We start from the raw sequence: 24,509 nt of genomic DNA, 5'->3' as shown, positions 1-24,509 counted from the left end.
CGATCGGTCTCGGAGAAGGAAACCTGTTGTGCTGCAGATGATCATCGTCGGTGCGGTGGCCGCGCCGGTGCACTGGCTGCTGTACCGGCGCCTGGTGGTGGCCACCGGTGTGCCCGGCCGGCCCAAGGTCGCGGCGGGGATCCTGCTCGGCCTGCTCTGGGTCGCGGCGGTGATCGCGCTCGGCGCGGGCAGCGTGTACGCGCCCGGCCCGGTCAGGCCGGTGGTGTGGCTGGGCTACACCTGGTTCGTGGTGCTGCTCTACCTGTTGCTCGGGCTGCTGGTGATCGGGGTGGTGCTGCTGGTCCTGCGGCTGACCGGTTCGACGCGGCGCACCCACTGGCTCCGGGTACTGTCCGCCGTGGCGGTCGTGGTCTCCCTCGGCGCGGTCGGCGTGGGCGTGGTGCAGGCGGAGAACGTGCGCGTTGTCGAGACCGAGGAGCGCTTCGCCGATCTGCCCGGGCAGTTCGACGGGCTCCGGGTGGCCGTGGTGTCGGACCTGCACGTCGGCGCCGCCCGGGGGCCCGGCTTCACCGCGCGGATCGTCGATCTGGTCAACGCGCAGCGGCCCGATCTCATCGTGCTGCCCGGCGATCTGCTGGACGGCGCGGTCGACCTGGTCAGCGGCGATATCGCGCCGCTGGCGCAGTTGCGCGCCCGGTACGGGGTCATCGGCGTCGCGGGCAATCACGAGGGCTACGTCGACGAGGTGGGCTCCTGGCTGGATCACTGGGAGACCCTCGGCATCGAGACGCTGCGCAACACCAGGACCGAGCTGTCGATCGACGGCGCCACGATCGACATCGCCGGCGTCTACGACTACGCCGCCCCGGCGCCGTACGCCGCTGATCTCGACGCCGCGCTCGCCGGCACCGATCCGGGCCGCTTCACGCTGCTGCTCGCTCACCAGCCGCGCCAGGCGCCCGCGGCGGGCGAACGCGACGTCGACCTGCAGCTGTCCGGCCACACGCACGGCGGCCAGCTGTGGCCGTTCGTGTACCCGGTGCGCTGGGCCAATCCGACGGTCTCGGGCTGGGACCGATTCGGCGACATGCGCACCTTCACCACGGTCGGCGCGGGGGCGTGGGGACCGCCGGTCCGGCTCGGGGTGCCGCCGGAGATCGTGGTCCTCACCCTGCGCGCCGGCTGAACCTCACACGCGCAGCTCGGCGTCCTCCCGGCTGCCCATCCCCGTGGCGAACTCGTGGACGCGCAGCGGTCCGCCGGCGCGCGGATCGAGGGGCGGGGTGTTCTTGCCCGCGCCCACGCGCAGACCGGCGAGCATGTGGGACAGGGCCTCGTCCGCGCCGAAGCGTGGCGTCCAGCCCAGCTCGGACCTGGCGCGGCCGGTGTCCATCAGCGGCAGGTGCAGCATCGCGTCGAACAGATCCGGCGAGGCGGGGACCAGGCGCACGTGCCACGCCGCCGCCAGGCCCGCCCGGACCGGCGCCCGCGGCACCGACACGGTCCTGGCGTCGAGGACATCGCCGAGCACGGTCCGATCCACCACCGGCTCGGCGGCCAGATTGAACGGTCCCCTGGCGTCGGTGGTGACGGCCAGCGCGTAAGCCCGCCCCACATCGCGGCTGTGCACGGCCTGGAACCGGAGCCCACGCGGCACCGGCAGCACCGGCACCAGACCGGGCCGCAGCAGCCCGTTCGGCGCGAGCGGGCCGAGGAACAGCCGCCGTTGCTGACTGGCCGACTCCCGCCGGAAACTGAACGCGGGGCGCACCCGCACGACCCGGCGATCGGGATGCTCCGCCTCGAACCGGTCGAGAAGCCGTTCGCAATAAGCCTTTTCGCGCATGTAGCCGGCGGCGGGCCAGCCGTCGGTCGGCCAGCTCTCCGGCACACGACGCTCCTCGTCGCACGGTGAGTAGGCCCCGACCGAGGGCGAAACGGCTGTTTGGTCCGGGTGGGACCGGAAACCCGGACAGCGAGGTGATGGTGATGGTCGATGATGCGGGCAAGCGCTGGACGAACGGCCCGGCCGGCAGGCAGGCCGCCCGCTACCTGGTCGCGGTGATCGTGACGGCCGCGCTGGTGGCCGCCACGACCGCGATCTGGGCAGGGGGCAGGTCGGCCTGCGCGGACGCCCCGACGACGTTGTGCGACGGTCCGGCGAAAGCCGCCGTCCTGCTGACCCCGGCCGTGATCCTGCTGTTCGGCGGTCTCGGCGCGTTCGTCCGTACCTACCTGGCGTGGCGCCGCGGCCAGCGCTGGCCGCTGTGGCAGGGCGCGGGCTGGTTCCTGTTCCTGCTGATGACCGTCTATCTCGGCGCCGGCGCCGGCGCGACCGCCTGAGCCGTCGGTTGCGGCAGCGGCGGGTCCGGGTCGGGGATCGGCGGGAACGGATCCGGCGGCGGCGCGGGTTCGGGAGGCGGCACCGGGTCGGGACGGGGTTCGGGCGGAACGGGGTCGGGGCGGCCCGGTACCGGCGGAATGGGCTCCGCCGGATCGGGGAGCGTGGGACGGGTGAGACGTGTCGTCATGATCGGCCCTCCTCGGGGATGCACGGTTCTCGTAGCGGCCATTCCACGGCGCCGCAGGTCCAAACGCCGGGACTCAGCGGCGCAGCTCCTGGGCTTTGGTCTTCACGCCCTGGACCAGCAGGTGCCAGGCGCCCGGATCACCGTGCAGGACAGCGCGTCCCATGTCCTTGATCTGGTCGTAGGTCGCGTGCGGCGGAATGGGCGGCACCTCCGGATCGCACCGGATGTCGAGCAGCACCGGGCGATCCGCGGCCAGCGCGCGGTCCCACGCGAGGCCGATGGCCTCGGAGTCGTCGACCTCGATCGCGTCGAAGCCGAAACAGGTCGCGGCGGCCGCGTAGGAGATGTCGGGCAGGGTCTGGGATTCTTCGAACTTCGGCGCGCCGCCCATCCCGCGCAGCTCCCAGGTGACCTGGTTCAGGTCGTTGTTGTGGAACACACACACGATGAGCCGCTGATCGGGCCACAGGTGCCGGTAGCGGTGGATGGTGATCAGCTCGGCCAGGCCGTTCATCTGCATCGCGCCGTCGCCGACGAGGGCGACGACCGGACGGTCGGGGTGGGCGAACTTCGCGCCGATCGCGTAGGGCACCGCCGCCCCCATGGTGGCCAGGGTGCCCGACAGCGAGCCACGCATGCCCGCCCGCATCCGCAGGCAGCGGGCGTACCAGTTGGTGGACGATCCGGAATCCGCGGTGACGATCGCGTCGTCGGGGATGCGCTGGGAGAGCTCCCACACCACCCGCATCGGATTGGCCGGTTCGGCCGCGAGCATGGCCTGGCGTTCGAGCGTCTCCCACCAGTGCCGCACATTCCCTTCCACGGTCTCGCGCCAAGACCGGTCGGTGCGGGGCTCCACCAGCGGAATCAGGGCCGCCAGGGTGGCTTTCGCGTCTCCGACCAGGTTCACCTCGGTCGGGTAGCGCATGCCGATGAGCGCACCGTCGAGGTCGATCTGCACCGCGCGCGCCTGGTCGAACTCGGGCAGGAACTGGCTGTACGGGAAGTTGGAGCCGACGATGAGCAGCGTGTCGCAGTCGCGCATCAGCTCGTAGCTCGCGCGGGTGCCGAGCAGCCCGATCGCACCGGTGACGAAGGGCAGCTCGTCGGAGAGCACGTCCTTGCCCAGCAGCGCCTTGGCGATGCCGGCGCCGGTGAGCTCGGCGACCTGGAGGATCTCCTCGGTGGCGCCGCGCGCGCCCTGCCCGAGCAGGATCGCGACCCGGCTGCCCGCGTTGATCACCTCGGCGGCCCGCTCGATGTCGGCGACCGCGGGCACCGAGGTGGTCGATGGCACATCCGGCGGACTCGATGGCACCTCCTTGAACGCGTGCGCCGGCGGCTCGTAGGGCTCCTCCTGCAGGTCGGCGGGAATGATCACCGCGGTGGGCGCGCGGCGGGCCAGGGCGGTCCGCATCGCCCGGTCCAGTGCGTTGGGGAGCTGCGCGGCCACATTGACCTCGACGAGATAGTCCGCGGCCACGTCCTTGAACAGCGCCTGCAGGTCGACCTCCTGCTGATAGCTGCCGCCCATCGCGCTGCGGGCGGTCTGGCCGACCACCGCGACCACCGGCACATGGTCGAGTTTGGCGTCGTAGAGGCCGTTGAGCAGATGGATCGCGCCCGGCCCCGAGGTCGCCATGCACACCCCGACCTGCCCGCTGAACTTCGCGAACCCGGTGGCCTCGAACGCCGACATCTCCTCGTGCCTGCTCTGCACGAATCGCGGCGCGTTGTCGGCGCGTCCGAAGGCCGCGATCAGCCCGTTGATGCCGTCACCGGGATAGCCGAAGACCTGCTCGACACCCCACTCCCTGAGCCGCCGCTGGACATAGTCGGCCACCTGTGTCGCCATGGTTTCTCCTTCGCTGTCGCACCGTCGTTTCCCGGCGCGCTACCCGCGATCGCCGCGCTCAATCGGGACGGTGCGCTCAGTCGCCCGGCACCTCCGTCCGGTGCTCGGGCGGGACGAGATAGCCGCGCAGATCGTCGATCTGCGCGCCCCACGAGCCGAGGAACAGCAGCAGGAGCAGATAGACAGCTCCCCACCGCCGAAGATGTGCCATACCTGGCCGATACCCCGCAATCGGTCGCCGACACCGCCGCCGCGCCGTCGATCGAGCGGGTGCGCGCGCCCAGGCGGAAAGCCGCAAGGGTACCCGTCGCCGGGCCCGGCTCGACACCATCGGGAGGGATCCGTGGAGATGCCCGCCGATATCGGTGACAAACCGGACAGAACGTGCTGGAATGGCTGTACCGGCCGTTCTTGAGAACCTAGGGATGGCCGGTGGCAGTGCGAGGCCTGCCGGTGCCGAGGAATCGAGTACTCGTGAACACCCCACTCAGCCACGATCGATCCCACTCTTCCGCCGGTGCCGAACCCGATGATGTCCGCGCCCGCCTACGCGCCGAGACCAGTACTGTCCGGCACGGGATTCTGCTGCGCGTCCACGGCGAGATCGACGCCTACACCTTCGCGTACTGGCGACGGCTCTTCGACGCCGCCCTGCTGGCGGCCCGGGACACCGGCCACCTCCTGGTGGATCTCGACGCCGTCGAGTTCATGTCCTGCCGGGCGATCGCGGAGCTGGCCGACAGCGCCGAGCGGTCCCACCGCGAGGGACTCCGGGTGAGCGTCGTCCGCCCGTCCTCGGCGATGGTGCACATCGCCACCGTCGCCGACCTGGCGCTACCGGTCTATCCGGACGTGGACGCGGCGACCATCGAGTACGTGCGGTGCGCCGCGCGGTCCGGCAGCACCGATCCGAGGAAGCGCAGCCATGCCTGAGCACGAGGACTTCGAGTCCGACATCGACGCGCCGTTCGTTCGCTGGCCCGAACCCAGCCCGCTGCAGGCCTGGTGGGCCGAGATCATGAGCGGCGCCACGTCGCGCAGGGTGAACAAGCCCGCGGTGCCGCGCCGCCCGATGGGACCACGGCTGCGCTCGGCGTGACGGCACGGCCACGGTGCGCCGCCGACCGACGAAGACGTCGTCCGAAGGTGACCGGCCGATGGTTCCCCAGGGTGAATAATCGCAGGTATGACAGACCGTGCGCAGACGTCCCGTTCCGAACGTGCTCTCGTCGAGCAAGTTGTGGGCGTGGGAGATCCGCTGCTTGTCGGACGTTTCCGGTATCACTTCGGTTCGCGCCGCTGGGAATGGTCGGACGAGGTGGCCGCGATGCACGGCTACCCGCCCGGCAAGGAACCGACCACCGAATTGCTGCTCGCCCACAAGCATCCCGAAGATCGTGATCGCGTCGCGGCCACCATCACCTCGGTCGAGGACGGCGGCGCCTTCTCGAGCCGGCACCGCATCATCGACACCCACGGCAAAGTGCGCGATGTGCTGGTGGTGTCGGACCTGCTGGTCGACGACGACGGCACGGTGATCGGCACCGAGGGCTACTACGTCGACGTGTCCGACACCGCGGACGGGTATCGCCGCGAGGCGATCGACAACGCCCTGCCCCGGCTGCTGGAGGCCAGGGTCGTCATCGAACAGGCCAAGGGCGCGTTGATGCTCGCCTACGGCATCACCGCAGAGCAGGCCTTCCGGGTGCTGCGCTGGCGCTCGCAGGAGACCAACATCAAGCTCAAAACGATCGCCGAGCGTGTCGTCGCGGAGCTACCGACCCTGTCGGGCGACGAGGTCAAGTTGCGCACCCGTCTCGATCACGTGCTGCTCACCGTGCATCAGGACATCGAGCGCGATCCGCTGCCCTGAGCCGGGCACCAGTCACCGGCCCGAGGGAGGCCGGTGACGCCGGATCGGCGGGCCCGTGCCGTGTTCAGGCGCCCTGGCCTTCGCCCGCGTCGGGTCGGCCCCGCAGGGAGAGCCTGCGCGCCACGATGTCGGCGGCCACGTCGCCGATCGGCCTGCCGGTGGCGAAACAGTACGCGCGCAGTCTCGCCAACCCTTCCTCCGCCGACACCGCGAGCTGCACGGCGACCATGCCGGAGGCGTTGAAGACCAGTGCCCGCGAGAACTCGTCGTCGGCGCCGATGACGAGCCCTGGATCTTCCAGCTCCGCCGCGACGGCCAGGCGGTCGACGTCGGACTCGAGCAGGCGGCCGATCGCGGTGGCGCAGGCCATGCCGGATTCCTCCTCGGCGGCGCTGAGGTCGCCCGCGGTGCCGCGGTGCAGTTCGAGCACGCCGAGCGGACTGCCGTTGCCCGGCACGGGGAAGGCGTAGATCGCCTGGACGCCCAGCGCGACGACCTCGGCGGTGAAAGCGGGCCAGCGGATCGAAGTTCCGCGCGCGGACATGTCCGGCCACAGTTGGGGACGGTCGGTGCGGTAAGCCTCCAGACACGGCCCCTCGCCCACGACGAACTGCAGTTCGTCGACCCGCTGGGCGGTCGCGTCGGTGGCGTAGACGAGTTCGCGCGCTGAGGATCTCGCGCTGAGCAGGGCCACGGCGCAGCCGTCGGTCGCGGTGAGCCGCACCGCGGTGGAGCAGATCAACCCGACGCCCCCGACCAGCGAATCGCCTGCGGCCTCGGCGCCGCCGTGGTGCCGAGGCTCATCGGGCCTGCGCTGGAACGCGTCCTCCACCGAGTCTCCCATCCTCCCTTCCACGCTACTCGGGACGGGACCCGCCGGTCCGCAGGGACGCGCTCAGCCGGTGGGCTCGCTCGCCGCCTGATAGCGAGTCGTTCCCGGCGAACACGGATCGGGCAGGGCCGACAGGGTGGCCAGGTCGCAGATCCCACTGGTCAGCATGTGCAGCGGAGTGATGCCGAGCAGGACGATCACCCCGATGATATCGCCGTCACGGGCCAGCTGGACGGCCGAGTTCGCCGCTGCGGAGCCGAGATCCGCCGCGGCGGAGCCGGTGTCGGCGACCGGTGTGGGGGCGACGGGGCCCGCCGTCGCCGTCGGCGCGGTGGCGACGAGTGCCGCCGCGGCCAGGACGGCGGCGAGGCCGAGAGTGTTGCGCATGGGTGTTGTCCTTCGTTCGGTGGATGTGTCAGCGCGGCGGCTGGGACATGTCGCGGTTCATGGTCGGGATCTCGATGCTGATCGGCATCCGCAGCTCGGACAGGTAGATCAGCGCCGCCTTGCGCAGGAATTCGTCGAGCAGCCAGTACGGATCGCCGAGCGGGGGCACGGCGCTGAGCAGTCCTTCGCGCACGGCGATGAACGGCCCCCAGCTGAAGCGCAGCAGCGGATCCCAGACCGGCTCACGCGGAATGGACAACCCGTCGGCGATCGTGTCGCCGAGCAGGAAGCGGGTGAACGCGCCGAGGACCGGCTTGCTGAGCAGGGCGAAGTCGATGTTGGCGCCGAGGCCGAGCAGCCGGTCGGCGAGCTTGGCGCCTTCGGGGGTGGCGGCGATGATGGGATCGAGTACCTGAGCCGCTTGGGAATTCGCCGATGCCCACGAGTTCGGGATGTACTCGTCGCGCACCCCGAGCAGGTGGGCGGCCACCTGCCACGAGTGCAGGAACGCCGCCGATTCGTGGGCGGGGATCGGGACCTTCCACGCCGTGAGGTGCTTCATGACCGTGGTGGGCAGGCTGTGCCAGGTGACCATGATGTCGTTCTGGCTGATCGGCACGTCCTCCTCGGCCGAATGCACCCAGTGCGGTGACTGCGGCAGCAGATGCCGCACGGCGGCGTGCACGAGGCGGGTCTTGACGCAGGTGACAACCATTTCCCCGTCGGGGCCGTAGGCGTTGTTGCTGCCGATGTCGTAGCCGAGCTTGGCGGTCTTGGAGATGCGGTCCTTGAGGTCGTGGCCGCCCTTGGAGTAGTAGACCGCGCGTGCCTCCTTCGGGATGACGGTGCTCATCATGCCGCTGGCGAAGCCGTAGAGGACACCGAGGTAGAGGCCGCGCTTCTTGTTGAACTGGATGGCGGTGTCCAGTTGCGCCGGGTCGGCCCAGTGTGGCAGCCGCCGGGCGTATTCCATGAAATCGCGCAGTTCCGTGGGCAATCCGTCCGGCAGCGCGTGACCGTTCCTGGTCCAGGTGCGCAGCAGTTCGTTCACCCGGGGGACCTCGCCGCGGTCGATCAGGCCGGCGACCACCCCGTCGGCCTCGGGGTCCCACACGGTCATCGGGTCGGCGCCCACGCCGGAACCGGCGACCGAATCCTGGGGTGACCAGCTCCATGGTTCGGCCCGGACCGGCGTGGTCAGCGTGAGCGCACCGAATGCCCCCAGCATTCCGCCGACCTTCAACGCGTCGCGCCTGTTGAGTCCATCCATCGCCGTCGTCTCCTCATTGAGTACGTGACACCTCCGACGCCGGAGAACAGGCAGTTCCTGGCCGGTGATGTGTCGGAATGAACAGTAACTTAGCATCGATATCAGTCGCTGAAAGTAGTTTCCGAAAAGGTTATTGACCAGCTCATACTAGCGAATGACGAGTAACTTATTGCTTCGGTTTCTGACACCGGTTCACCCGGTTGCGGTGGCGGCCGGGAGCGCGTCGGTAGATTCGGGCCGACGACGGAAGGAGCCCCCGTGCCGATCCTGAACAAGGACATGCAGTTGTGCGTCTCGTTCGCGGCGCGGCCGAGCAACATCGGCACGCGCTTCCACAACTACCTCTACGACGAACTCGGGCTGAACTACGTGTACAAGGCCTTCGCCCCCGTCGACATCGAGCAGGCCGTGGCAGGGGTGCGTGGCCTGCCGATACGTGGCGCGTCGGTGTCGATGCCGTTCAAGGAGGCCGTGATTCCCCTCGTCGACCGGATGCACGCCAGCGCGACGGCGATCGATTCGGTGAACACGATCGTCAACGACGACGGTGTGCTCACGGCCTACAACACCGACTACCTCGCGGTGGCCGCGCTGCTGCGCACGCACGAGGTCGACCCGTCCGCGTCGGTCCTGCTGCGCGGGAGTGGCGGCATGGCCAAGGCGGTCCTCGCGGCCTTCGCCGGCGCCGGTTTCCGGGACCTCACGGTGGTCGCGCGCAACGAGACCACCGGCCGCGCCCTCGCGGAACAGTACGGCGCGACCTGGATCGCCGAGGTCGGTGACCGGCGGGCGCGAGTGCTCGTGAACGTCACGCCCCTCGGGATGCAGGGTCCCGACGCGGACGTGCAGTCCTTCACCGACGCCACGATCGCCGAGGCCGCCACCGTCTTCGACGTGGTCGCTCTGCCCGCCGAAACCCCGCTCATCGCTGCCGCCCGCGCGGCCGGCGTCCCCGTCATCACCGGCGCGGAGGTCATCGCGCTCCAGGCCGCCGAACAGTTCGCCCTGTACACCGGCGTGCGACTCACCCCCGACCAGGTGCGGCGGGCCTCGGAGTTCTCCCGGTCCTGACACGCGCCCGATGCGCGGTGTGCGTCTGGTCCGCTGGGCTATCTTGAGCCGATGTGCTCGCCGGAGATCGTTCGTCTCGTTCGCGGTGACGGTTCGCGACCGAGCCGCCGGACGCTGCTCGGACTGGCGGGTGGGGCCGCGCTCGCCGCGGTGGTCCCGGCGCGCGCGGCGGCCGCGCCACGGGCCGGTGGCGTGGTCGATCTGACGCACACGCTGTCGCCGGAATTGCCGGTGTGGCCGGGTAATCCGCCGCCGGCCACGGTGCCGGTGGCCTGGCACGCGATGGGCGGGTTCGGGCAGTTCGCGCTCGGCTACTGGGAACACACGGGGACCCATCTCGACGCGCCTGCGCACCGGATCGCCGACGGCGCGACAACCGACATGCTGTCGGTCGAGGACCTCGTCGCGCCACTCGTCGTCCTCGACATCAGCGCGAGGGCCGCGAACGACGCCGACGCCGTGGTGACCGTCGCCGACATCGACCGGTGGCGGACCGAACACGGGGAGATCCCGGAGCGGGCGTTCGTGGCGATGTATTCCGGGTGGGAGCGGCGGCTCGCCGACCCGTCGACCTTCCTGAACCTGGACGCGCGCGGAGTGCCACACGCGCCGGGGTTCGCCGGCGAGGCGGTGGAGTACCTGGTGACACAATGCGGCATCGCCGGCGCCGGCGTCGACACCCTGAGTCTGGACTGCGGCGCGGATCCCGACTACGGCGCGCACACCGCCCTGCTCGGGGCGGGTCGCTACGGCGTCGAGATGCTCGCCGCGCTCGCCGCCGTGCCGCCGGCGGGGGCGACCGTCGTCGTCGGCGCGCCCAAACACGCGGGCGGCACCGGCGGACCGTGCCGGGTGCTCGCCCTCACCTGAGGGTGGTCACCAGTCGGGTCTGCCGATCGAGAGCTGGTGGGCGAAGACGTTTCCCGGGTCCCACTCGGCGGTGATCCGGCGCAGCCGCGGGTAGTTGTCGCGGTAATAGAAGGTGTGCCAGGGGATCCCGGAGGTGTTCCACGCGGGATCGGCCAGATCGCCGTCGGGATAGTTGATGTAGCTGCCGCCGTAGGTCTCGTTCGGGATCGGGACGCCGCCGGTGTCGGCGTGCGCGTCGCGATACATCTCGCGGGCCCACCGCACGTACCGGTCGTCGTCGCCGGGCAGCCGCCAGGCGGCGTGGATCAGCATCGTCATGAAGCAGTCCCGGGCGGGCATCGCGGTCGCGCCGGACGCGACCGCGTTGATCGCGCCGCCGAACGGCAGGAACTCGAGCTGGGACTCACCGAGGAATCGCGGGTCGACGAGGTAGCGGTAGAAGACGCGCAACTGTTCGGGCGTGTAGGCCCTGCGCAGATAGGCGGACTTCACCTTCACCCGCACCGAGCTCGGGCCTTTGGCGTAGTAGACCTGACGCACGGTCTCCGGATAGGACAGCCGGTCGACCGGCAGGGCGATCGCGGGTGGGAACACCCCGTCGGTCACGGCGCGCACGAAGGTGTCGAATCGTGCCCGGGCGTCCGGGGTCTCGGCATCGAGCAGGATGAGCAGTTCGGCCGCGGCCGTGCCGGTGGTCCGGAGCATCAACGGCGCGTACAGCCCGGCGAACTCGTCGCCGGGCTCGCTGTGCTGTGCGAAGAAGGCCAGGTAGTTGCCGACGAACCGGACGAACGAATCCTCCGTCGCGACGGGCAGGAGCACGCGCCCGCTGAGCATCTCGCGCGGCGGCGTCGGCAGGGCGAGCGCGGGTTCGGCGCCCTCGGTGCCGGGGGAGCGGAGCAGGAACCGCGTCACCACACCGACATTGCCGCCACCGCCGCCGGTGTGCGCCCACCACAGATCGTGGTGGGGGCCGTCCCGTTTCGCGACAACGACTTTCGCCGTCCCCTTGGCATCCACGGTGACCACCTCCACCCCGGCGAGGTGGTCGGCGACGAGCCCGTGCCGCCGCGAGAGCGGGCCGTATCCGCCGCCGCAGACATGGCCACCCATGCCGACGCCCAGACAGATCCCCGCCGGTACGGTGACGTTCCACCGGTGCAACGCCTCGTAGACCGCGCCGAGGTGGGCGCCTGCCGCGACCGAGAACGCGCGATGGTGCTCGTCCCAGTACACCGCGTCGAGCTTGCCGAGATCGATGATCGAGGCGGTCCGCGCGCTGTCGACGAAGTCGTCGAAGCAGTGTCCGCCCGAACGCGCCGCGAGGGGAGAACCCTCCGCGACCGCCGCCGCGACCGCGTCGCGGACCTCCTCGGTCGTGGCCGGCACGTAGATCCGGGTGGGCCGGGCCTGGAAGCGGCGGTTGTATCCGCGTCCGACCAGCGCGTCGAAGCCCGGATCGCCCGCACGGAGAACACGCGGCGCGGCGTGGGCGGGTGGCCCACCGAGCGCGGCGATCGCACCACCGGCCACGGCGGCGGTGATCAGCGTGCGACGGGAGAGCGACATGGGATTTCCTTCCGCCCAGCGGCGTTCGCTCGGACACTAGCCGAAGGGCGGTCCGCGATGCGGGACATGCGCGGGCGCGCGGCGTGTGCAGTGCGTGCGAGATGGCATCGTCTGCATCCAGGGCTCCCCGGCCCGACCGGACCTCAGCGTGAGGCGACGGCCACGGGGCGCGGTGTCGGCGACAGGACGTGGACCGCGAGCGCGGCCAGGGCGTACAGGCCGCCGGTGAGACAGGACGCCCACCAGCCCCAGGTGGTATATGCCCACGCCGTGGTGACCGCGCCCAGCGCGGAACCGAGCGAGTAGAACGCCATGTAGGTGCCGATGACGCTGCCTGCCCGGTCGGGATGCGCGCCGGTGAGCAGGTGCTGACTGGTGACGTGGACGGCCTGGACGGCGAAGTCGAGGGCGATGACGCCGACGGCGAGGAACAGCAGAGTGTGTTCGGTTCGGCCGAGCAGCAGCCACGACGCGGCCAGCACCACCAGCGACCAACCGGTGGTGGTCCGGGCGCGACCGGCATCGGCCCAGCGGCCCGCGCGGGTCGCGCCGAGCGCGCCGGCCAGTCCGAACACGCCGAACAGGCCGATCGCGGTGGCGCTCAGCGACCACGGTGCGGAGCTGAGCGGCAACGCGAGCCCGCTCCAGAGCGTGCCGAAGGAGGCGAAGACGAAGAACGTCACCAGACCGCGGCCGAGGAACAGCGGCTCGCGGGTGAGCCTGGCCATCGCGGCCAGAACTTCGACGTACCGGCGTCCCGGGTGCCTGGGGTCCGGTCGCAGGACGAGGCGAACCGTCGCCGCGAGCGCCACGCAGGCCAGGGCGAGCACGGCATAGATCGCCCGCCAGCCGACCGTGTCACCCAGTATCCCGGCGAGCACCCGCACGCCGAGGATGCCGAGCACCACGCCGGAGGTGACCACGCCGATCGTGCGGCCGCGCGCACCGGGTGCGCTGACCGCCGCGGCGTACGCGACCGTCACCTGCACGACCACCGCGAAGAATCCCGCGATCACCGACCCCGCCATCGCGATCGGCGCGTTCGGCGCGAGCGCGATCAGTGTCGTCCCGGTCGCGGTGAGCAGCAGGTGGCCGACGATCAGCCGGCGCCGATCGAACAGATCCGCGAGGGGTACCAGCAGGAGCAGCCCGGCGACGTAACCGATCTGCCCGGCCGCGACGAGCCAGCCCAGTGCGTCCGATGCCAGGCCCAGGTCGGCGCCGACCTCGTCGAGCACCGGCTGGATCGCGTAGATCGTCGAGACCGCGACGGCGCACACCCCGGCCGCGACCACTCGCTGTGCGGTATCCACCGGCATCCTCCAATTGGTAGCAAATCGAAACCATTGGAGCGTATGGCAGAATGGTTTCGAATCGCAACCTATGGAGGTGAGATCGATGGCGCTCGGCGCGGACCAGGACTGGACCGACCCGCACTGCCCGGTCGCCCGAACGGTCGACCTCATCGGGGATCGGTGGTCGTTGCTGATCGTTCGCGACGCCATGGACGGCGCCGCCTCGTTCACCGATTTCCGGGAGCGGCTCGGCATCGCGCGCAATATCCTGTCCGACCGGTTGCGCCGCCTGGTCGAGCACGGCATCCTGACCACGAGCACGGCCCCGGGCGGTAAGCGGCACGCCTACGAACTCACCACGGCTGGCAAGGATCTGTTCACCACGATCGTGGCCCTGCGCCAGTGGGGTGAGCGGCACGCCTTCGCCCCGACCGAAAAGCATTCGACCCTCACCGATCTCGACGGTGGTGCCGTCGCCGAGCTGCGGCCGCGGAGCCGGACGGGCGCGGATCTCGATGTGGACACCACGCGGGTGCGCAAGATCTAGCCCGGCGCGGTCTTTCGGAAGAGCGTGGAGGATCGGGTGCAGGCGCCGACCGGTTGTGCTGTGATCGGTGCGGGGAGGAGTGTCATGCGCGAGGGTGAACCTGGTAGGGGCGGGGATGCGATGCGGCGGCTCGGCCGCGACCGGCGGCGCGTGGCCGCCGCGGCGGCGGCCGGTGTCGTCGCGACCGGCGCTGTGCTGTTCTGGCTGCTGTGTGCCTTCGTGGTCGTGCGGTCCCGATGGTCGAGTGATCCGCTCGCCGATCCGCACGGTTACGGGTTGATTTTCGGTGCGATCTGCGCCCTCCCGGCCGCGGCGATCATCGCTGTAACGGCGCCCCTCGTCCTACCGCCGGGGCGGAATCGGGTGCGTCTGGTGCGGGTGCTGACACCCGTGCTGTTCCTCGCCTCGGGCCTGCTCCTGCTGGCCCTGCTCACGTCCTGAGTATCCACCGGATCCGTTGGCGCGCAGCTCATTCCATCCTGTCCGCCGTCCGTGCCGGGGCGAAGGTGGCGGTGAGATGACGGGTGAGCGCCGGTGCGGTCGGGGAACCGACGTAACCGAGATAGCCGTCCGGGCGGACGAGGAACAGGGTGCCGGGCTCGGGCCGGTAGCGGCGGGCGAAATCGCCGTCCCGATCGCTGAGCAGCGGCAGGACCGTCGGTACGGGTTCCGTGCCGGGCGGCGTAATGACGTACGCGTCGAGGCGACCTGCGGCCTCGGCGCGCAGGCGGTCCAGCGTTCGTTCCAGCTCGGTGATCTCGGCCGTGTCGTCGAGCGAGACGAGCGCGACGTGCTCGGTGCCGGTGAACAGGGTGAACAGGCGGAACGGAGCGGACACCGCGCCGCGGGTGAGGCCGCGGGCGTCGGGCGCGCGCGTGCCCGCCGGGGGCATGCGCGACCCGGTGGGTGACGCGGTGACCAGGGGGCTGTCACGGTAGTCGATCAGCAGCTGAGCCTCGCGCAGCAGAAACCGCTCGGGATCTGTTTCCTCGGCATCGCCGGTGCCTTCCCGCGCGTGCCGCACGGTGCGCCCGACCACCTCCTCGCCGACCGGGCGCCGCTCGGCGTCGTAGCTGGCGAGCAGGTCCGTGCCGCCGGTGCCCGCCACCGCCAGCGCCAGCTTCCAGGCGAGGTTGTGGACGTCCTGGATGCCGGTGTTCATGCCCTGCGCGCCGGTGGGCGGGTGGATGTGGGCGGCGTCGCCCGCGACGAAAACCCGGCCCCGCGAATACGAGTCGACGATTCGATGGCTGATCCGGAAGACCGACGACCAGCGCAGCCGCGACGCGACGACCGGCTCGGGCGCCAGCCGGTCCAGCACCGCCTGGATGTCGGCGAGGCCCGGCCCCGGACCGGCCCGGAAACCGTGCTCGGTGCCGTCCGGTCCGGCACCCACCGCGAGGTCGGCGGGAACCTGCATCGACACCCGGTAGCGGTGGTGGCCGGGCAGCGGAATGCAGACCAGGCCGTCGTCGGTGACGCCGTCGGTCTGGTGCAGCGCTCGCACGCCGTAGCCGGGCGGTTGCGACCAGTCCAGCTCCACATCGCCGAGCATGTACTGCTCCGCGAACGCGGCGCCCTCGAAGCTCAGGCCGAGCGCCTTGCGGACGGTGCTGTGCGCGCCGTCGCAGCCGACCAGATAGCGGGCACGCACGGTCTGCTCACCGTCGGGCCCACGCAGGACGGCGTCGACACCGTCCGCGTCCTGGCTGAACCCGATGAGCGTCGTCCCCCGCTCGATCCGGGTCGCCATGGCGGTCAACCGATCGGCGAGGATCCGCTCGGTCTCGTACTGGGGGAGCCCGACGAACCCGAAGGGCACCTCGGGCGGCAGGGCCAGCTCCAGCCGGCCCGCGGGCGCTCCGTTGACGTAGACGAGTTGCCCGCGCAGCTGGATGGACGCGTCGAGGAACTCGTGCAGCAACCCCATCGACTCGAAGACCTCCAGCGTGCGGGGCTGGATCCCGACCGCTTTCGCGTAGCGCGGCGGTTCGGGGAGGGCGTCGACGAGCCGGCAGCGCACCCCGCGCCGGACCAGCTCGATGGCCGCCACCGATCCGACCGGACCGGCGCCGACGAGGAGGACATCCGTCTCGGCCATATGACATCACCTCGGGCTCGGGAAACCGCGTGAGTGTGTTCGCTGATCGTACGCTCGTCGCGTCACCCACGGAGCCGCAGTACCGCGAGCACCCTGCGGTGACGGGTGTCGGAGGGCGGCAGATCGAGCTTGGTGAAGATGTTGCCGATGTGCTTCTCGACGGCGCGCTCGGTGACGGTGATGGCGGCGGCGATCGCGTTGTTGGTCAGTCCCTGCGCCATCAGTTCCAGGACTTCGCGTTCACGGGGAGTGAGCCGGGCCAGCGAGTCCTGCTGACGGGAGGCGCCCATCAGCTGGCTCACCACCTCGGGGTCGAGGGCGGTGCCGCCCGTCGCGACCCGGTGCAGCGCGTCGACGAAATCGCCGACATCGGCCACCCGGTCCTTGAGCAGGTAGCCCACCCCACTCGCCCCCGCCGCGAGAAGTTCTGTCGCGTAGCGGGTTTCGATCCACTGGGAGAACACGAGCACGCCCGTGCCGGGAAACTTGCGGCGCAGCTCGATGGCGGCGAGCAGCCCCTCGTCGGTGAAGCTGGGCGGCATCCGCACGTCCACCACCGCGACATCGGGGCGATGGGTGTCCACCACCTCGCTCAGCGTGGTCGCGTCGCCGACCATCGCCACCACCTCGTGACCGCGCTCGGTGAGCAGGCCGGCCAGGCCGTCGCGCAGGATCGCGCTGTCCTCGGCGATCACCACCCGCAGCGGCGCGCTCACTGAGGCCCCGCCGTCGGCAGCACCATGGTGACCACGGTCGGGCCACCGGCCGGACTGTCCACGGTGAGGGTCCCGTCGACCGCGCGCGCCCTGGCGGCCAGACCGGCCAGTCCGGTGCCACCCGCGGGATCGGCGCCGGGCCGCGGCGCCCCGCCGATCCCGTTGTCGCGCACGGTGATCGCGAGAGATCGCACGCTGTCGGGCAGCACCGATACGGTCGCGTGGGTGGCACGGGCGTGCTTGACCACGTTCGTGAGCAGCTCGGCGACCGAGAAGTAGGCGATCGCCTCGATGGCGGGACTCGGGCGCCGCGGCAGGTGCACCCGCAGCTCGACGGGAATCGCGCACCGGGCCGTCAGCGTCTCCAGCGCGGGGCCGAGCCCGAGCTCGAGTGCGGGCGGGTGGATGCCACGGACGAGTTCGCGCAGCTCGGTCAGCGCGTCCTTGGCGCCCGCCCTGGCCTCGGCGATGAGGTCACCGGCATCAGCACCGGCGGCCAGTCGCTCCTCGGCGCGGCCCAGCGCCATCGCGATGGTGACCAGCCGTGCCTGAGTGCCGTCGTGCAGATCGCGTTCGACCCGGCGCAGGGTGGCGGCCGCGTCGTCCACGGCGGCGCGCCTGCTCGCGCGCAGCTCGGCCAGCTGCCGATCCCGGGGCGTCTCCGCGAGCAGGTACGTGATCAGCATCCGGTGCGGCCAGCAGACACCCCGGACGAGCCACGGCAGCGCGAAGCACAGCACGATGCCGACGGCCGACATGGCCAGCACCCGCGGCCAGGTGTCGACGTAGAAGGAACCGAACTGGACGAGACTGTGGTGCTCGACTCCACCGGCGTCCACCTGGACCGGATCGACCAGGACCCAGGGAATCGGGGAGATCGCCGTGAACCCGACCATCGCGATCACGACGAGCACCAGGTAGCCCACCACCACGCCGAGCACCGACTGCGCGAGCAGGAACAGGGTCGCGCGCCAGCTAGGCCGGTCGGTGAAGGCGGCGCGGAGGAATCCGAAGAGGCCGCTCCCGCGGCGGAAGGCCGGGGGCGCCGCCACCTCGACATCGAGCAGGCTCGCGCCGAGGGCGCGGTAGATCCGGCCCCAGACCCGGCCGCCGAGCAGAACCAGCGCCAGCAGCGGAACACCGATCAGGAAGATCGACGCGTAGAGGCCACCGCCGAACCCGAAGAACAGGTAGCACACGGCCACGCAACCCAGGACGAACGACAGCAGCAGGTACGCGAACTCCTTCCATGTCCTGGCCTGGATCGGCGCGCGCAGCACTGCGGTGAGCACGCCGCCGCGCTGCTCACCCTCTCGCGGTGGGACATCGAGCACGGTGGTCGGCGCGTCGGAGCTGTCGATGACGAGCGTCGGCTCGGCAGGTGTGTCCGTCATGACTCCCATGGTTGTCGCGGCGGCCCCGGTTCTCGATGGAGCAGGCCACCGACTCGATGGTGTAGCCAGCCACACCCTTTCTACCCCGTGGACGTCCCGGGTCTGTCGCGGCGGGTCGGTCGGGCCGCCTCGATCCGGGTCGCGAGTCCGACCAGGTCGGCGGCGGGTCCGGACGGTGGGGTGCGGCGGTGCCAGATAGCGCGGAACTTCCTGGTCAGGGTGACGGAATCGGCCAGGGTCACCTCCTGGAGTGTCCCGGCGCGGAGTTCGTGCGCGACGATGAGCCTGCTGACCACCGCGGGGGCGGTCCCGTTGCGCGCGGTCGCGAGAATGGCCGCGGCGGAACCGAGTTCGGCCGCGGGGCGAGCCGGGGTGCCGTGCATCTCGAGCGCCGCCCACACCGTGTCGCGGGTACCGGAACCCTTCTCGCGCCACAGCAGTGGCGTCTGCGCGAGTTCCCGGAGCGTGATCGCGCGCCGCCGGGTGACCCACGGGTGGTCCGGCGCGACGACAACGGCCAGTTCGTCGGCGACGAGCACCCGGCTGCCCAAGCCCACGGGGGAGTGCGGCCCCTCGACGAACCCGAGCTCGGCCGTTCGGTCCCTGATCGCCGCCGTCACCTGCTGGGAGTTCGCGACATCGAGTTCCACCGCGAGGTCGGGCCGCACCTTGCGCAGGGCGGACAACCACTGCGGAATCCGGTGGTCGGCAATCGTTTTCGAGGCCATGACGCGCAGGCTGAGGTGCGTGCCGCGATGCAGGTCCGCCACGCCGTCCATCAACGCGCCACCGGCGGCCAACACCGGACGCGCGAGTTCGACCACCGCCGATCCCGCGTCGGTCAGCGCCGATCCCGTCGGCCCGCGGTCTAGCAGCCGCAATCCCAAGCGCCGCTCCAGCGCACCGATCCGCATCCCGACCGCGGGCTGGCTGATGCCGTGCCGTCGCGCGGCCGCTCCCAGACTGCCCAGTTCCGCTACGGAGACCAGGAGATCGAGCACCTCCAGGTCAGGGGTCCCCGGCGGCAAGCTCATAACAAAACCTTACGAGGTGATGGGAATCGACGGCTACTCGGAGCGCCGAGCGCGGACCACGATGGAGATCGGTCGCGGGTGGCGCGGCACCGAGAACAGAGGAGAACATCGTGACGTTCGTGGTCGGCGCGGCCTGCGTGGATGTCCTGGACCGGGCGTGCATCGAGGAATGCCCTGTGGACTGCATCTTCGTCGGCGACCGGATGGCCTACATCCAGCCGGACGAGTGCACCGAATGCGGGGCGTGTGAACCGGCCTGCCCGGTGGAAGCGATCTACTACGTGGACGACATGCCCGAGGGACAGGAGGTTTTCGTGGCCGAGAACCGCCGCTTCTTCGAGGAAACGCTGCCGGGGCGCACGGAGGCGCTGGGACACCCGGGCGGGGCGACCGCGGTCGGCGTGGTCGGCGTCGACACGCCCTTCGTGGCGGCGTACGAAGGCTGAACCCCGGGGCACCGTGGGCGCGGTTGCGGGCCGGGAGCGCGGGTTCGTGGTAGGTGTGCAGGTATGAGCCGGAAAGCGTTGGCGGCGATGGAGCTGGGGCTCACCGGTCTCGGCGTGGTCTGGCTGGCGATGTACTCGTGGTCCGGGAGCGGGATCGGGTTGCTGCTGGTGTGGAACCTGCTCGCGGTGGCCTACATGCTCGCCGGCTGGGCCCTGCTGTACCGCGACCTGCCCAGAGACCCGTCCGCGGATCTGGACGACTGGATCGGACCGACCTGGTTCTCGACGACCATGGCGCTGGTGGCCAGCGGCTCCGGCGCGGCAGCGGGCTTCATCATGATCGTCGCGCGCCAGGGAGGCGGCGGTGACGCGCTCGCCGAGGGCGTCGCGGCCGCCACCGTGCTGATGTCGTGGCTGCTGCTGCACACCGCGTTCGCGCAGATCTACGCGCGCGCCCACTACGCCGACGGTGGCCTGGAGTTCCCGCACTGCGCGTGGCCGCAGCTCACCGAGTTCGTGTACTTCTCGTTCACCGTCGGCACCTCGTTCGCGGTGTCGGATGTGGATGTGGTGAACCGAGCCATGCGGCGGCGCGTCGTCGCGCACAGCGTGCTCAGCTTCTTCTTCAACGCCGCTGTCGTCGCCATCGCGATCGACTGGCTCAAAGGCTGATCGGGGCTGCTCAGAGCGGCAGATCACCCGGGCGCAGGTGCACCGGATGCTCGGCGGTCAGGTTCCGATAGAGCATGCCGAGGTCCAGCGAGTCGGCGGCGCGCGGCTTCGTGTGCGCGCCGCGGTCGACCTGGCGGTGCAGCGCCTCCATCTTCTCGTCGAGCTGGGTTGCCACCTCGGCGGCCTGCGCCAGATCGCTGCGCAGATTCGGCGGAACCTCGCCGCGGTACTTGTAGTAGATCTTGTGCTCGAGGCTGGCCCAGAAGTCCATCGCGATGGTGCGGATCTGGATCTCGACGGGAATCCGCTCGGTGCGGTCGGAGCGGAAGACCGGGATCGACACGATCAGGTGCAGGCTCTGATACCCGTTGGGCTTGCGATGGGTGATGTAGTCGCGCTCCTCCAGTACCGTGATGTCGGACTGGCTCGCCAGCATCTGCTTGATCGTCTCGATGTCGGAGATGAAGCTGCACACCACCCTGACCCCCGCGATGTCGAGGACGTTCGCCCGGATCGAGGACAGGTTCATCGCGTAGTTCTTGCGCCGGACCTTCTCCAGCACACTCTCGGGCGACTTGAGCCGCGAACCGACGTGCTCGATGGGGTTGTACTCGTGGGTGTTGTTGAAGTCCTCGCGCAAGATGTTGATCTTGGTCGTGACCTCGTCGATCGCGAATTTGTAGCCGAGCATGAAATCGACGAACTGTTCCCGCAGCATCCGGATGTCGTCGACGTCGACGTCGATGCGACGTCCGCCGTCGGACGGCCCGTTCTCGATCACGTGATCCAGCTGCCAGGGTTTCATCGAGTCCATTGTGCCTTTCCTCGGCGGGGCCGGGCCCGCCTACCATGGTCGGATGCTCGCCGCGCTCGTCTCCTTCACTCTCGCATCCCTCGTCATCGTCATCCTGCCAGGTCCGGACACCTTGGTGGTGGTCCGCAGCCTGGTGCGCGGCGGCAGGCGGGCGGGGATCCGGACCGCGGCCGGCGTACTGTGCGGGCTGGCGGTGTGGGTGGTGGCCGCCGTGGTGGGCCTGTCGGCCCTGCTGCGGGCCAGCGAGGTGGGGTACGAGGCGCTCAAGATCGTGGGCGCCTGCTATCTGGTGTGGATGGGCGTGCAGTCGCTGCGTGCCCTCCGGCGGCCGGTCGGTGTGGCCTCGGACACGTCGTCGGTGGCGCCGCTGGATCGCGCGGGCAATTTCGGCGCCGGTTTCCTCACCGACATCCTCAACCCCAAGGTCGGCGTGCTCTTCGTCAGCTTCCTGCCCGGCTTCGTGCCCGACGGCTACTCACCGACCTGGACGACGCTGGCGTTCGGCGCCGTCTACATCGCGCTGACCGCCCTGTACTGCGTCGCCCTCGTCGTCGCCTCCGGCTCGATCTCCACCTGGATGCGGACCGACCGGATCCGCCGCCGCATCGACGCGATGACCGGTCTGGTGCTCGTCGGTTTCGGGGTGCGGCTGGCCACCGAGTCCTGAGCGCGGCCGCTCAGGGCATCTCGACGGTCTCGGCCCTGGCGATCTCACCGATGGCCCGGCCGATCGTGTCACCGGCCCGCACACCGGTGCGCTCGGTGAGGTGGGCGATCAGCAGTACCGCGGCCGGATGGACATCGGCCGGTGGCGCGTCCGGTTCGGTCGCGTCGTCGACCCCGAGCGCGCCGGTGAGCGTCGCGATCACCGCCGCGACATCGAGCCTTGGATGCCAGGGCACCGTCGCCCGCACCACGGCCTCGAGTACCGCGCGCACATCGTCGCCGGTGAGCCCGTCCGGGTGCGCGACCTCGAGGAGTTCGCGCACGATCGCCGCGAGCACCGCGCCGACCTGATCGGCGGGCAGCTCGGCCAGTTCGGCGATCGCCTCGGTGAAGGCGGGCTCGTCGGCGGCGCGCGCCGCGTGGACGGCGGCGTCGACGGCGATCGCGATCGCGCGCGCGGACGAGGGCCACTCGGACGGCCACATGGTGCGGGTCTCCTCCCGTGCCGGGGCTCGCTACGCCGACATGCGCATCGAGCGCCGTCAGCGTAGCCGGGCACCCCGACACCTCAGGCGGGACGGGCCAGTGGCGTATCGGGGTCGCCGGAATTGCGCAGCGCGACAATCTTTTCGGGCACCCAGTAGATGCGGCCGAATTCGAACGCCTGGTAGACGCCGTCGTCGTGGGCGATCTCGTCGGAGGCGGGCCAGCCGAGTTCGCCGTTCTCGAATCCGACCGCCGACCAGCGGGCACCGATCGCGCCGTGCACCCAGTAGGCCGGCGCGCCTGCCCGGCGATAGACGGTGCCGCCCTGGAAGGCCTGCGCGTGGCCCGGTCCGGTGCCGCGTGGGTCGGGCAGTTCCGCGTGCTCGGCGATCGGGTAGCCCAGGGGGCCCGCCTCCCAACCGAGTTCGGCGTACTTGGTCATGATCGCGGTCGGGATGGCGTGCGCGTCGGTGGCCGGATGCCAGTACACGTAGCCGTGCTCGAACTCGGCGAAGCGGCCGATGCCGTCCGGTGTGGCGAGTTCGCCGTCGGTGCGCCGGGCACCCAGCCAGGGCGAGGCCGCCGCTCGGATATCGATGGCGGTATGACCGGTACCCGCGAAATCGTTGACGTGGGCGGCGAACACATCCCACGGGAAGTTCGGCCCGACATCGGTGTGCGTGCCGATGCCCAGGGCCTCGGTGACGTACTTGTGGTCGCTGATGCCCTCGCCGACCCGGTACCCGGGCGGTGCGAGCACCTCCGTCGCATAGCCGTGCCGGTGCGCGCTGCGCACGGCCAGATACGCGGCGATGCGCAGGTCGGCGTCGATCGCGAGCCACTGTTCCCGTGACCACGCCACCCGGCTGCCCGCGAAACACAGATTCACCGTGAACGGATTGGCCGAGAGCACCGACCAGGCGGCGAGTTCCTCGGGCACCACGCGGACGACGATCCCGTCGCGCAGGGTGTAGTGATAGGACACGCCGTTGGCCGGGTTGTTCAGGTAGGCCGCCAGGGATTCGGCGGTGCCGTTGCCCTCCTGTGTGTGCAGCAGGAAGTTGGTGATCCGCGCACCGTGGCGGGGGGAATGCGAGGGTCCGAGGCGGTCGAGCTCGGTGAAGACGGGCACTTGGACCGAGCGGTCCAGGCTCCACTGCCCGAAGTCGGGCGCGAGGATGTCGTCGACATCGACGTGCGTGCCGTCGATGACCGGGCCGGGATTGCTCGGGGTGTCGATCACCCGCTGGTACAGCACCGCCCGTGGCTCCCGCTCCGCACCCGACCAGGCCCGGGTCTGCCATACCCAGCTGAAGTCGCCGCGGCGGCCGACCACCCCGTCCTCGATCGCCCACGCGCATACCCGCGAATGGCCGTAGATGCCCGTCCATTCCGTGCCGAGCACGGAGTTCACCCCGCGGAAGAACTCCACGGCGGTCGTATTCCACTGGCTCAGCGAGATGTCCTCGTCGACGGCGAAGAAGATCGGCGCGCGGCGCGGCCCACCGACCTCCAGATGTGTGGCGAGTGCCTGCTCGGCCATTCGCCTGCCACCGTCGAAGCCGGTCGTCCAGTCGGAGGGGGTGGGATCGCCGGGTTTGCCGTACTGCCAGATCGAGACGACATCGAGGCCGGCGGCGGCGAGCGCGCGGGCGTACTCGGCGGTGATCGGTTTGGCCCCGAAATTCGCGCCCGGCCTGCTCGGTGACACATAGGCGAGGACCGCCGAGTGTCCGGCCGCCGCGATCGCGGCGGGATCGATGAGACGGGCTGCGAAATCGACAGCGGTGGACATGGTTGACCCCCTGCATGATTCATATCCGTTGGCATGGTTCACGCTCGCGTCCCGCGACATGACGGCGGGATGACACTGGCGCCCCAGATCGGCGCCGGGTGACCGAGGATCTCACCCGGCATCCATTCTAGGCGAAACATCCACCCCGGCACCGCGATTCGCGAGCCGGACCGGTACCGCGGCGCGATCATGTCATGCGGCACGGGTTTTCGGTCAGGCGTGGTAGCCGCGCAGCGTCCGTCGCCGAAGTCAAAGCTCCGTGGCGAACGTGAGCGTTGCGTCGATGTCTCGCCCGGCTCCGGCACGCCTGTGTTGACAGTGCTT

Annotated in this window: 27 protein-coding genes; 12 read left to right on the top strand and 15 right to left on the bottom strand. The window is 70.5% G+C overall.

What is annotated here, in order from left to right; all coding sequences use genetic code 11:
- Positions 1-37: 37 nt before the first annotated feature.
- Positions 38-1,147 carry a metallophosphoesterase gene (locus tag AB0H56_RS16820; RefSeq protein ID WP_357163808.1) on the top strand — a complete coding sequence of 370 codons (1,110 nt, stop codon included), beginning with the start codon at positions 38-40 and terminating at the stop codon, positions 1,145-1,147.
- A gap of 3 nt (positions 1,148-1,150) precedes the next feature.
- On the opposite strand, the gene AB0H56_RS16815 is transcribed toward AB0H56_RS16820, so the two are convergent.
- Positions 1,151-1,852: a hypothetical protein gene (locus AB0H56_RS16815; RefSeq protein WP_357163490.1), complete on the bottom strand. Its 702-nt coding sequence runs from the start codon at positions 1,850-1,852 to the stop codon at positions 1,151-1,153.
- A gap of 98 nt (positions 1,853-1,950) precedes the next feature.
- Between AB0H56_RS16815 and AB0H56_RS16810 the strand changes: the two genes are divergently transcribed.
- A complete protein-coding gene (locus tag AB0H56_RS16810; protein ID WP_357163487.1) occupies positions 1,951-2,304 on the top strand; it encodes a hypothetical protein in 354 nt (117 codons plus the stop codon).
- A 261-nt stretch (positions 2,305-2,565) separates the two neighbouring features.
- Here the strand turns inward: AB0H56_RS16810 and AB0H56_RS16805 are convergent, their stop codons facing one another.
- Together AB0H56_RS16805 and AB0H56_RS16800 are read right to left on the bottom strand one after the other, a co-directional pair.
- Entirely contained in the window at positions 2,566-4,347 is a 1,782-nt protein-coding gene (locus AB0H56_RS16805; protein WP_357163484.1) for a thiamine pyrophosphate-requiring protein, read from the bottom strand.
- Positions 4,348-4,423: 76 nt separating this feature from the next.
- Entirely contained in the window at positions 4,424-4,558 is a 135-nt protein-coding gene (locus AB0H56_RS16800; RefSeq protein WP_357163482.1) for a hypothetical protein, read from the bottom strand.
- A gap of 263 nt (positions 4,559-4,821) precedes the next feature.
- Between AB0H56_RS16800 and AB0H56_RS16795 the strand changes: the two genes are divergently transcribed.
- From AB0H56_RS16795 to AB0H56_RS16785, 3 genes are all read left to right on the top strand, one after another.
- Positions 4,822-5,280, top strand: coding sequence for an STAS domain-containing protein (locus AB0H56_RS16795; protein WP_357163479.1), 459 nt, complete (start codon positions 4,822-4,824; stop codon positions 5,278-5,280).
- Entirely contained in the window at positions 5,273-5,446 is a 174-nt protein-coding gene (locus AB0H56_RS16790) for a hypothetical protein (protein ID WP_357163476.1), read from the top strand. The genes AB0H56_RS16795 and AB0H56_RS16790 overlap by 8 nt, the downstream gene beginning before the upstream one ends.
- A 147-nt stretch (positions 5,447-5,593) precedes the next feature.
- Complete coding sequence (locus AB0H56_RS16785) at positions 5,594-6,220, top strand: PAS and ANTAR domain-containing protein (protein WP_357163473.1); 627 nt, start codon at positions 5,594-5,596, stop codon at positions 6,218-6,220.
- A gap of 64 nt (positions 6,221-6,284) precedes the next feature.
- Here AB0H56_RS16785 and AB0H56_RS16780 read toward each other — a convergent pair whose 3' ends face one another.
- The 3 genes from AB0H56_RS16780 to AB0H56_RS16770 are packed head-to-tail and all read right to left on the bottom strand — an operon-like array spanning position 6,285 to position 8,709.
- Positions 6,285-7,064 carry a GAF and ANTAR domain-containing protein gene (locus tag AB0H56_RS16780; protein ID WP_357163470.1) on the bottom strand — a complete coding sequence of 260 codons (780 nt, stop codon included), beginning with the start codon at positions 7,062-7,064 and terminating at the stop codon, positions 6,285-6,287.
- A 51-nt stretch (positions 7,065-7,115) separates the two neighbouring features.
- Entirely contained in the window at positions 7,116-7,439 is a 324-nt protein-coding gene (locus AB0H56_RS16775) for a hypothetical protein (protein WP_357163467.1), read from the bottom strand.
- Positions 7,440-7,467: 28 nt separating this feature from the next.
- On the bottom strand, positions 7,468-8,709 hold the full coding sequence (locus AB0H56_RS16770) for an oxygenase MpaB family protein (protein ID WP_357163465.1): 1,242 nt from the start codon (positions 8,707-8,709) through the stop codon (positions 7,468-7,470).
- A 258-nt stretch (positions 8,710-8,967) separates the two neighbouring features.
- Here AB0H56_RS16770 and AB0H56_RS16765 point away from each other — a divergent pair, with 258 nt between their 5' ends.
- Both AB0H56_RS16765 and AB0H56_RS16760 read left to right on the top strand, forming a co-directional pair.
- On the top strand, positions 8,968-9,780 hold the full coding sequence (locus AB0H56_RS16765) for a shikimate 5-dehydrogenase (protein ID WP_357163463.1): 813 nt from the start codon (positions 8,968-8,970) through the stop codon (positions 9,778-9,780).
- A 51-nt stretch (positions 9,781-9,831) separates the two neighbouring features.
- Positions 9,832-10,650, top strand: a complete 819-nt coding sequence (locus AB0H56_RS16760; protein ID WP_357163460.1) for a cyclase family protein — start codon at positions 9,832-9,834, stop codon at positions 10,648-10,650.
- Positions 10,651-10,656: 6 nt separating this feature from the next.
- Here AB0H56_RS16760 and AB0H56_RS16755 read toward each other — a convergent pair whose 3' ends face one another.
- Positions 10,657-12,219 (bottom strand): FAD-binding protein, encoded by a 1,563-nt coding sequence (locus tag AB0H56_RS16755; protein ID WP_357163457.1) that lies wholly within the window; start codon positions 12,217-12,219, stop codon positions 10,657-10,659.
- A gap of 143 nt (positions 12,220-12,362) precedes the next feature.
- Positions 12,363-13,532 (bottom strand): MFS transporter, encoded by a 1,170-nt coding sequence (locus AB0H56_RS16750; RefSeq protein WP_357163454.1) that lies wholly within the window; start codon positions 13,530-13,532, stop codon positions 12,363-12,365.
- An 85-nt stretch (positions 13,533-13,617) separates the two neighbouring features.
- On the opposite strand from AB0H56_RS16750, the gene AB0H56_RS16745 reads away from it, so the two are divergent.
- The gene (locus tag AB0H56_RS16745; protein WP_357163451.1) at positions 13,618-14,061 is read left to right on the top strand and encodes a helix-turn-helix domain-containing protein; all 444 of its coding nucleotides are present in this window, start codon (positions 13,618-13,620) and stop codon (positions 14,059-14,061) included.
- An 84-nt stretch (positions 14,062-14,145) separates the two neighbouring features.
- On the top strand, positions 14,146-14,502 hold the full coding sequence (locus tag AB0H56_RS16740) for a hypothetical protein (RefSeq protein WP_357163448.1): 357 nt from the start codon (positions 14,146-14,148) through the stop codon (positions 14,500-14,502).
- A gap of 28 nt (positions 14,503-14,530) precedes the next feature.
- Here the strand turns inward: AB0H56_RS16740 and AB0H56_RS16735 are convergent, their stop codons facing one another.
- From AB0H56_RS16735 to AB0H56_RS16720, 4 genes are all read right to left on the bottom strand, one after another.
- Positions 14,531-16,162, bottom strand: coding sequence for an FAD-dependent monooxygenase (locus AB0H56_RS16735; protein WP_357163445.1), 1,632 nt, complete (start codon positions 16,160-16,162; stop codon positions 14,531-14,533).
- Positions 16,163-16,224: 62 nt separating this feature from the next.
- Entirely contained in the window at positions 16,225-16,866 is a 642-nt protein-coding gene (locus AB0H56_RS16730; protein ID WP_110040107.1) for a response regulator transcription factor, read from the bottom strand.
- 8 nt (positions 16,867-16,874) lie between these two features.
- The gene (locus AB0H56_RS16725; RefSeq protein ID WP_357163442.1) at positions 16,875-18,272 is read right to left on the bottom strand and encodes a sensor domain-containing protein; all 1,398 of its coding nucleotides are present in this window, start codon (positions 18,270-18,272) and stop codon (positions 16,875-16,877) included.
- 80 nt (positions 18,273-18,352) lie between these two features.
- Positions 18,353-19,306: a LysR family transcriptional regulator gene (locus AB0H56_RS16720; protein ID WP_357163439.1), complete on the bottom strand. Its 954-nt coding sequence runs from the start codon at positions 19,304-19,306 to the stop codon at positions 18,353-18,355.
- A gap of 110 nt (positions 19,307-19,416) precedes the next feature.
- Here AB0H56_RS16720 and fdxA point away from each other — a divergent pair, with 110 nt between their 5' ends.
- Positions 19,417-19,752, top strand: coding sequence for a ferredoxin (fdxA, locus tag AB0H56_RS16715; RefSeq protein ID WP_357163436.1), 336 nt, complete (start codon positions 19,417-19,419; stop codon positions 19,750-19,752).
- A gap of 63 nt (positions 19,753-19,815) precedes the next feature.
- Positions 19,816-20,424, top strand: coding sequence for a DUF1345 domain-containing protein (locus AB0H56_RS16710; RefSeq protein WP_357163433.1), 609 nt, complete (start codon positions 19,816-19,818; stop codon positions 20,422-20,424).
- Positions 20,425-20,434: 10 nt separating this feature from the next.
- Here the strand turns inward: AB0H56_RS16710 and AB0H56_RS16705 are convergent, their stop codons facing one another.
- Positions 20,435-21,238, bottom strand: coding sequence for a GTP pyrophosphokinase family protein (locus AB0H56_RS16705; RefSeq protein WP_357163430.1), 804 nt, complete (start codon positions 21,236-21,238; stop codon positions 20,435-20,437).
- A 43-nt stretch (positions 21,239-21,281) separates the two neighbouring features.
- Between AB0H56_RS16705 and AB0H56_RS16700 the strand changes: the two genes are divergently transcribed.
- Positions 21,282-21,905, top strand: a complete 624-nt coding sequence (locus tag AB0H56_RS16700; protein WP_357163427.1) for a LysE family translocator — start codon at positions 21,282-21,284, stop codon at positions 21,903-21,905.
- A 10-nt stretch (positions 21,906-21,915) separates the two neighbouring features.
- Here AB0H56_RS16700 and AB0H56_RS16695 read toward each other — a convergent pair whose 3' ends face one another.
- Together AB0H56_RS16695 and AB0H56_RS16690 are read right to left on the bottom strand one after the other, a co-directional pair.
- Positions 21,916-22,389: a hypothetical protein gene (locus tag AB0H56_RS16695; RefSeq protein ID WP_357163424.1), complete on the bottom strand. Its 474-nt coding sequence runs from the start codon at positions 22,387-22,389 to the stop codon at positions 21,916-21,918.
- An 83-nt stretch (positions 22,390-22,472) separates the two neighbouring features.
- Entirely contained in the window at positions 22,473-24,185 is a 1,713-nt protein-coding gene (locus AB0H56_RS16690; protein ID WP_357163421.1) for a glycoside hydrolase domain-containing protein, read from the bottom strand.
- Positions 24,186-24,509: the final 324 nt, after the last annotated feature.

The sequence above is a fragment of the Nocardia sp. NPDC050717 genome (assembly GCF_040654275.1).
Classification (GTDB): domain Bacteria; phylum Actinomycetota; class Actinomycetes; order Mycobacteriales; family Mycobacteriaceae; genus Nocardia.
Note: the sequence above shows the minus strand (reverse complement) of the source record. Positions and strands in the feature narration are given on the sequence as shown.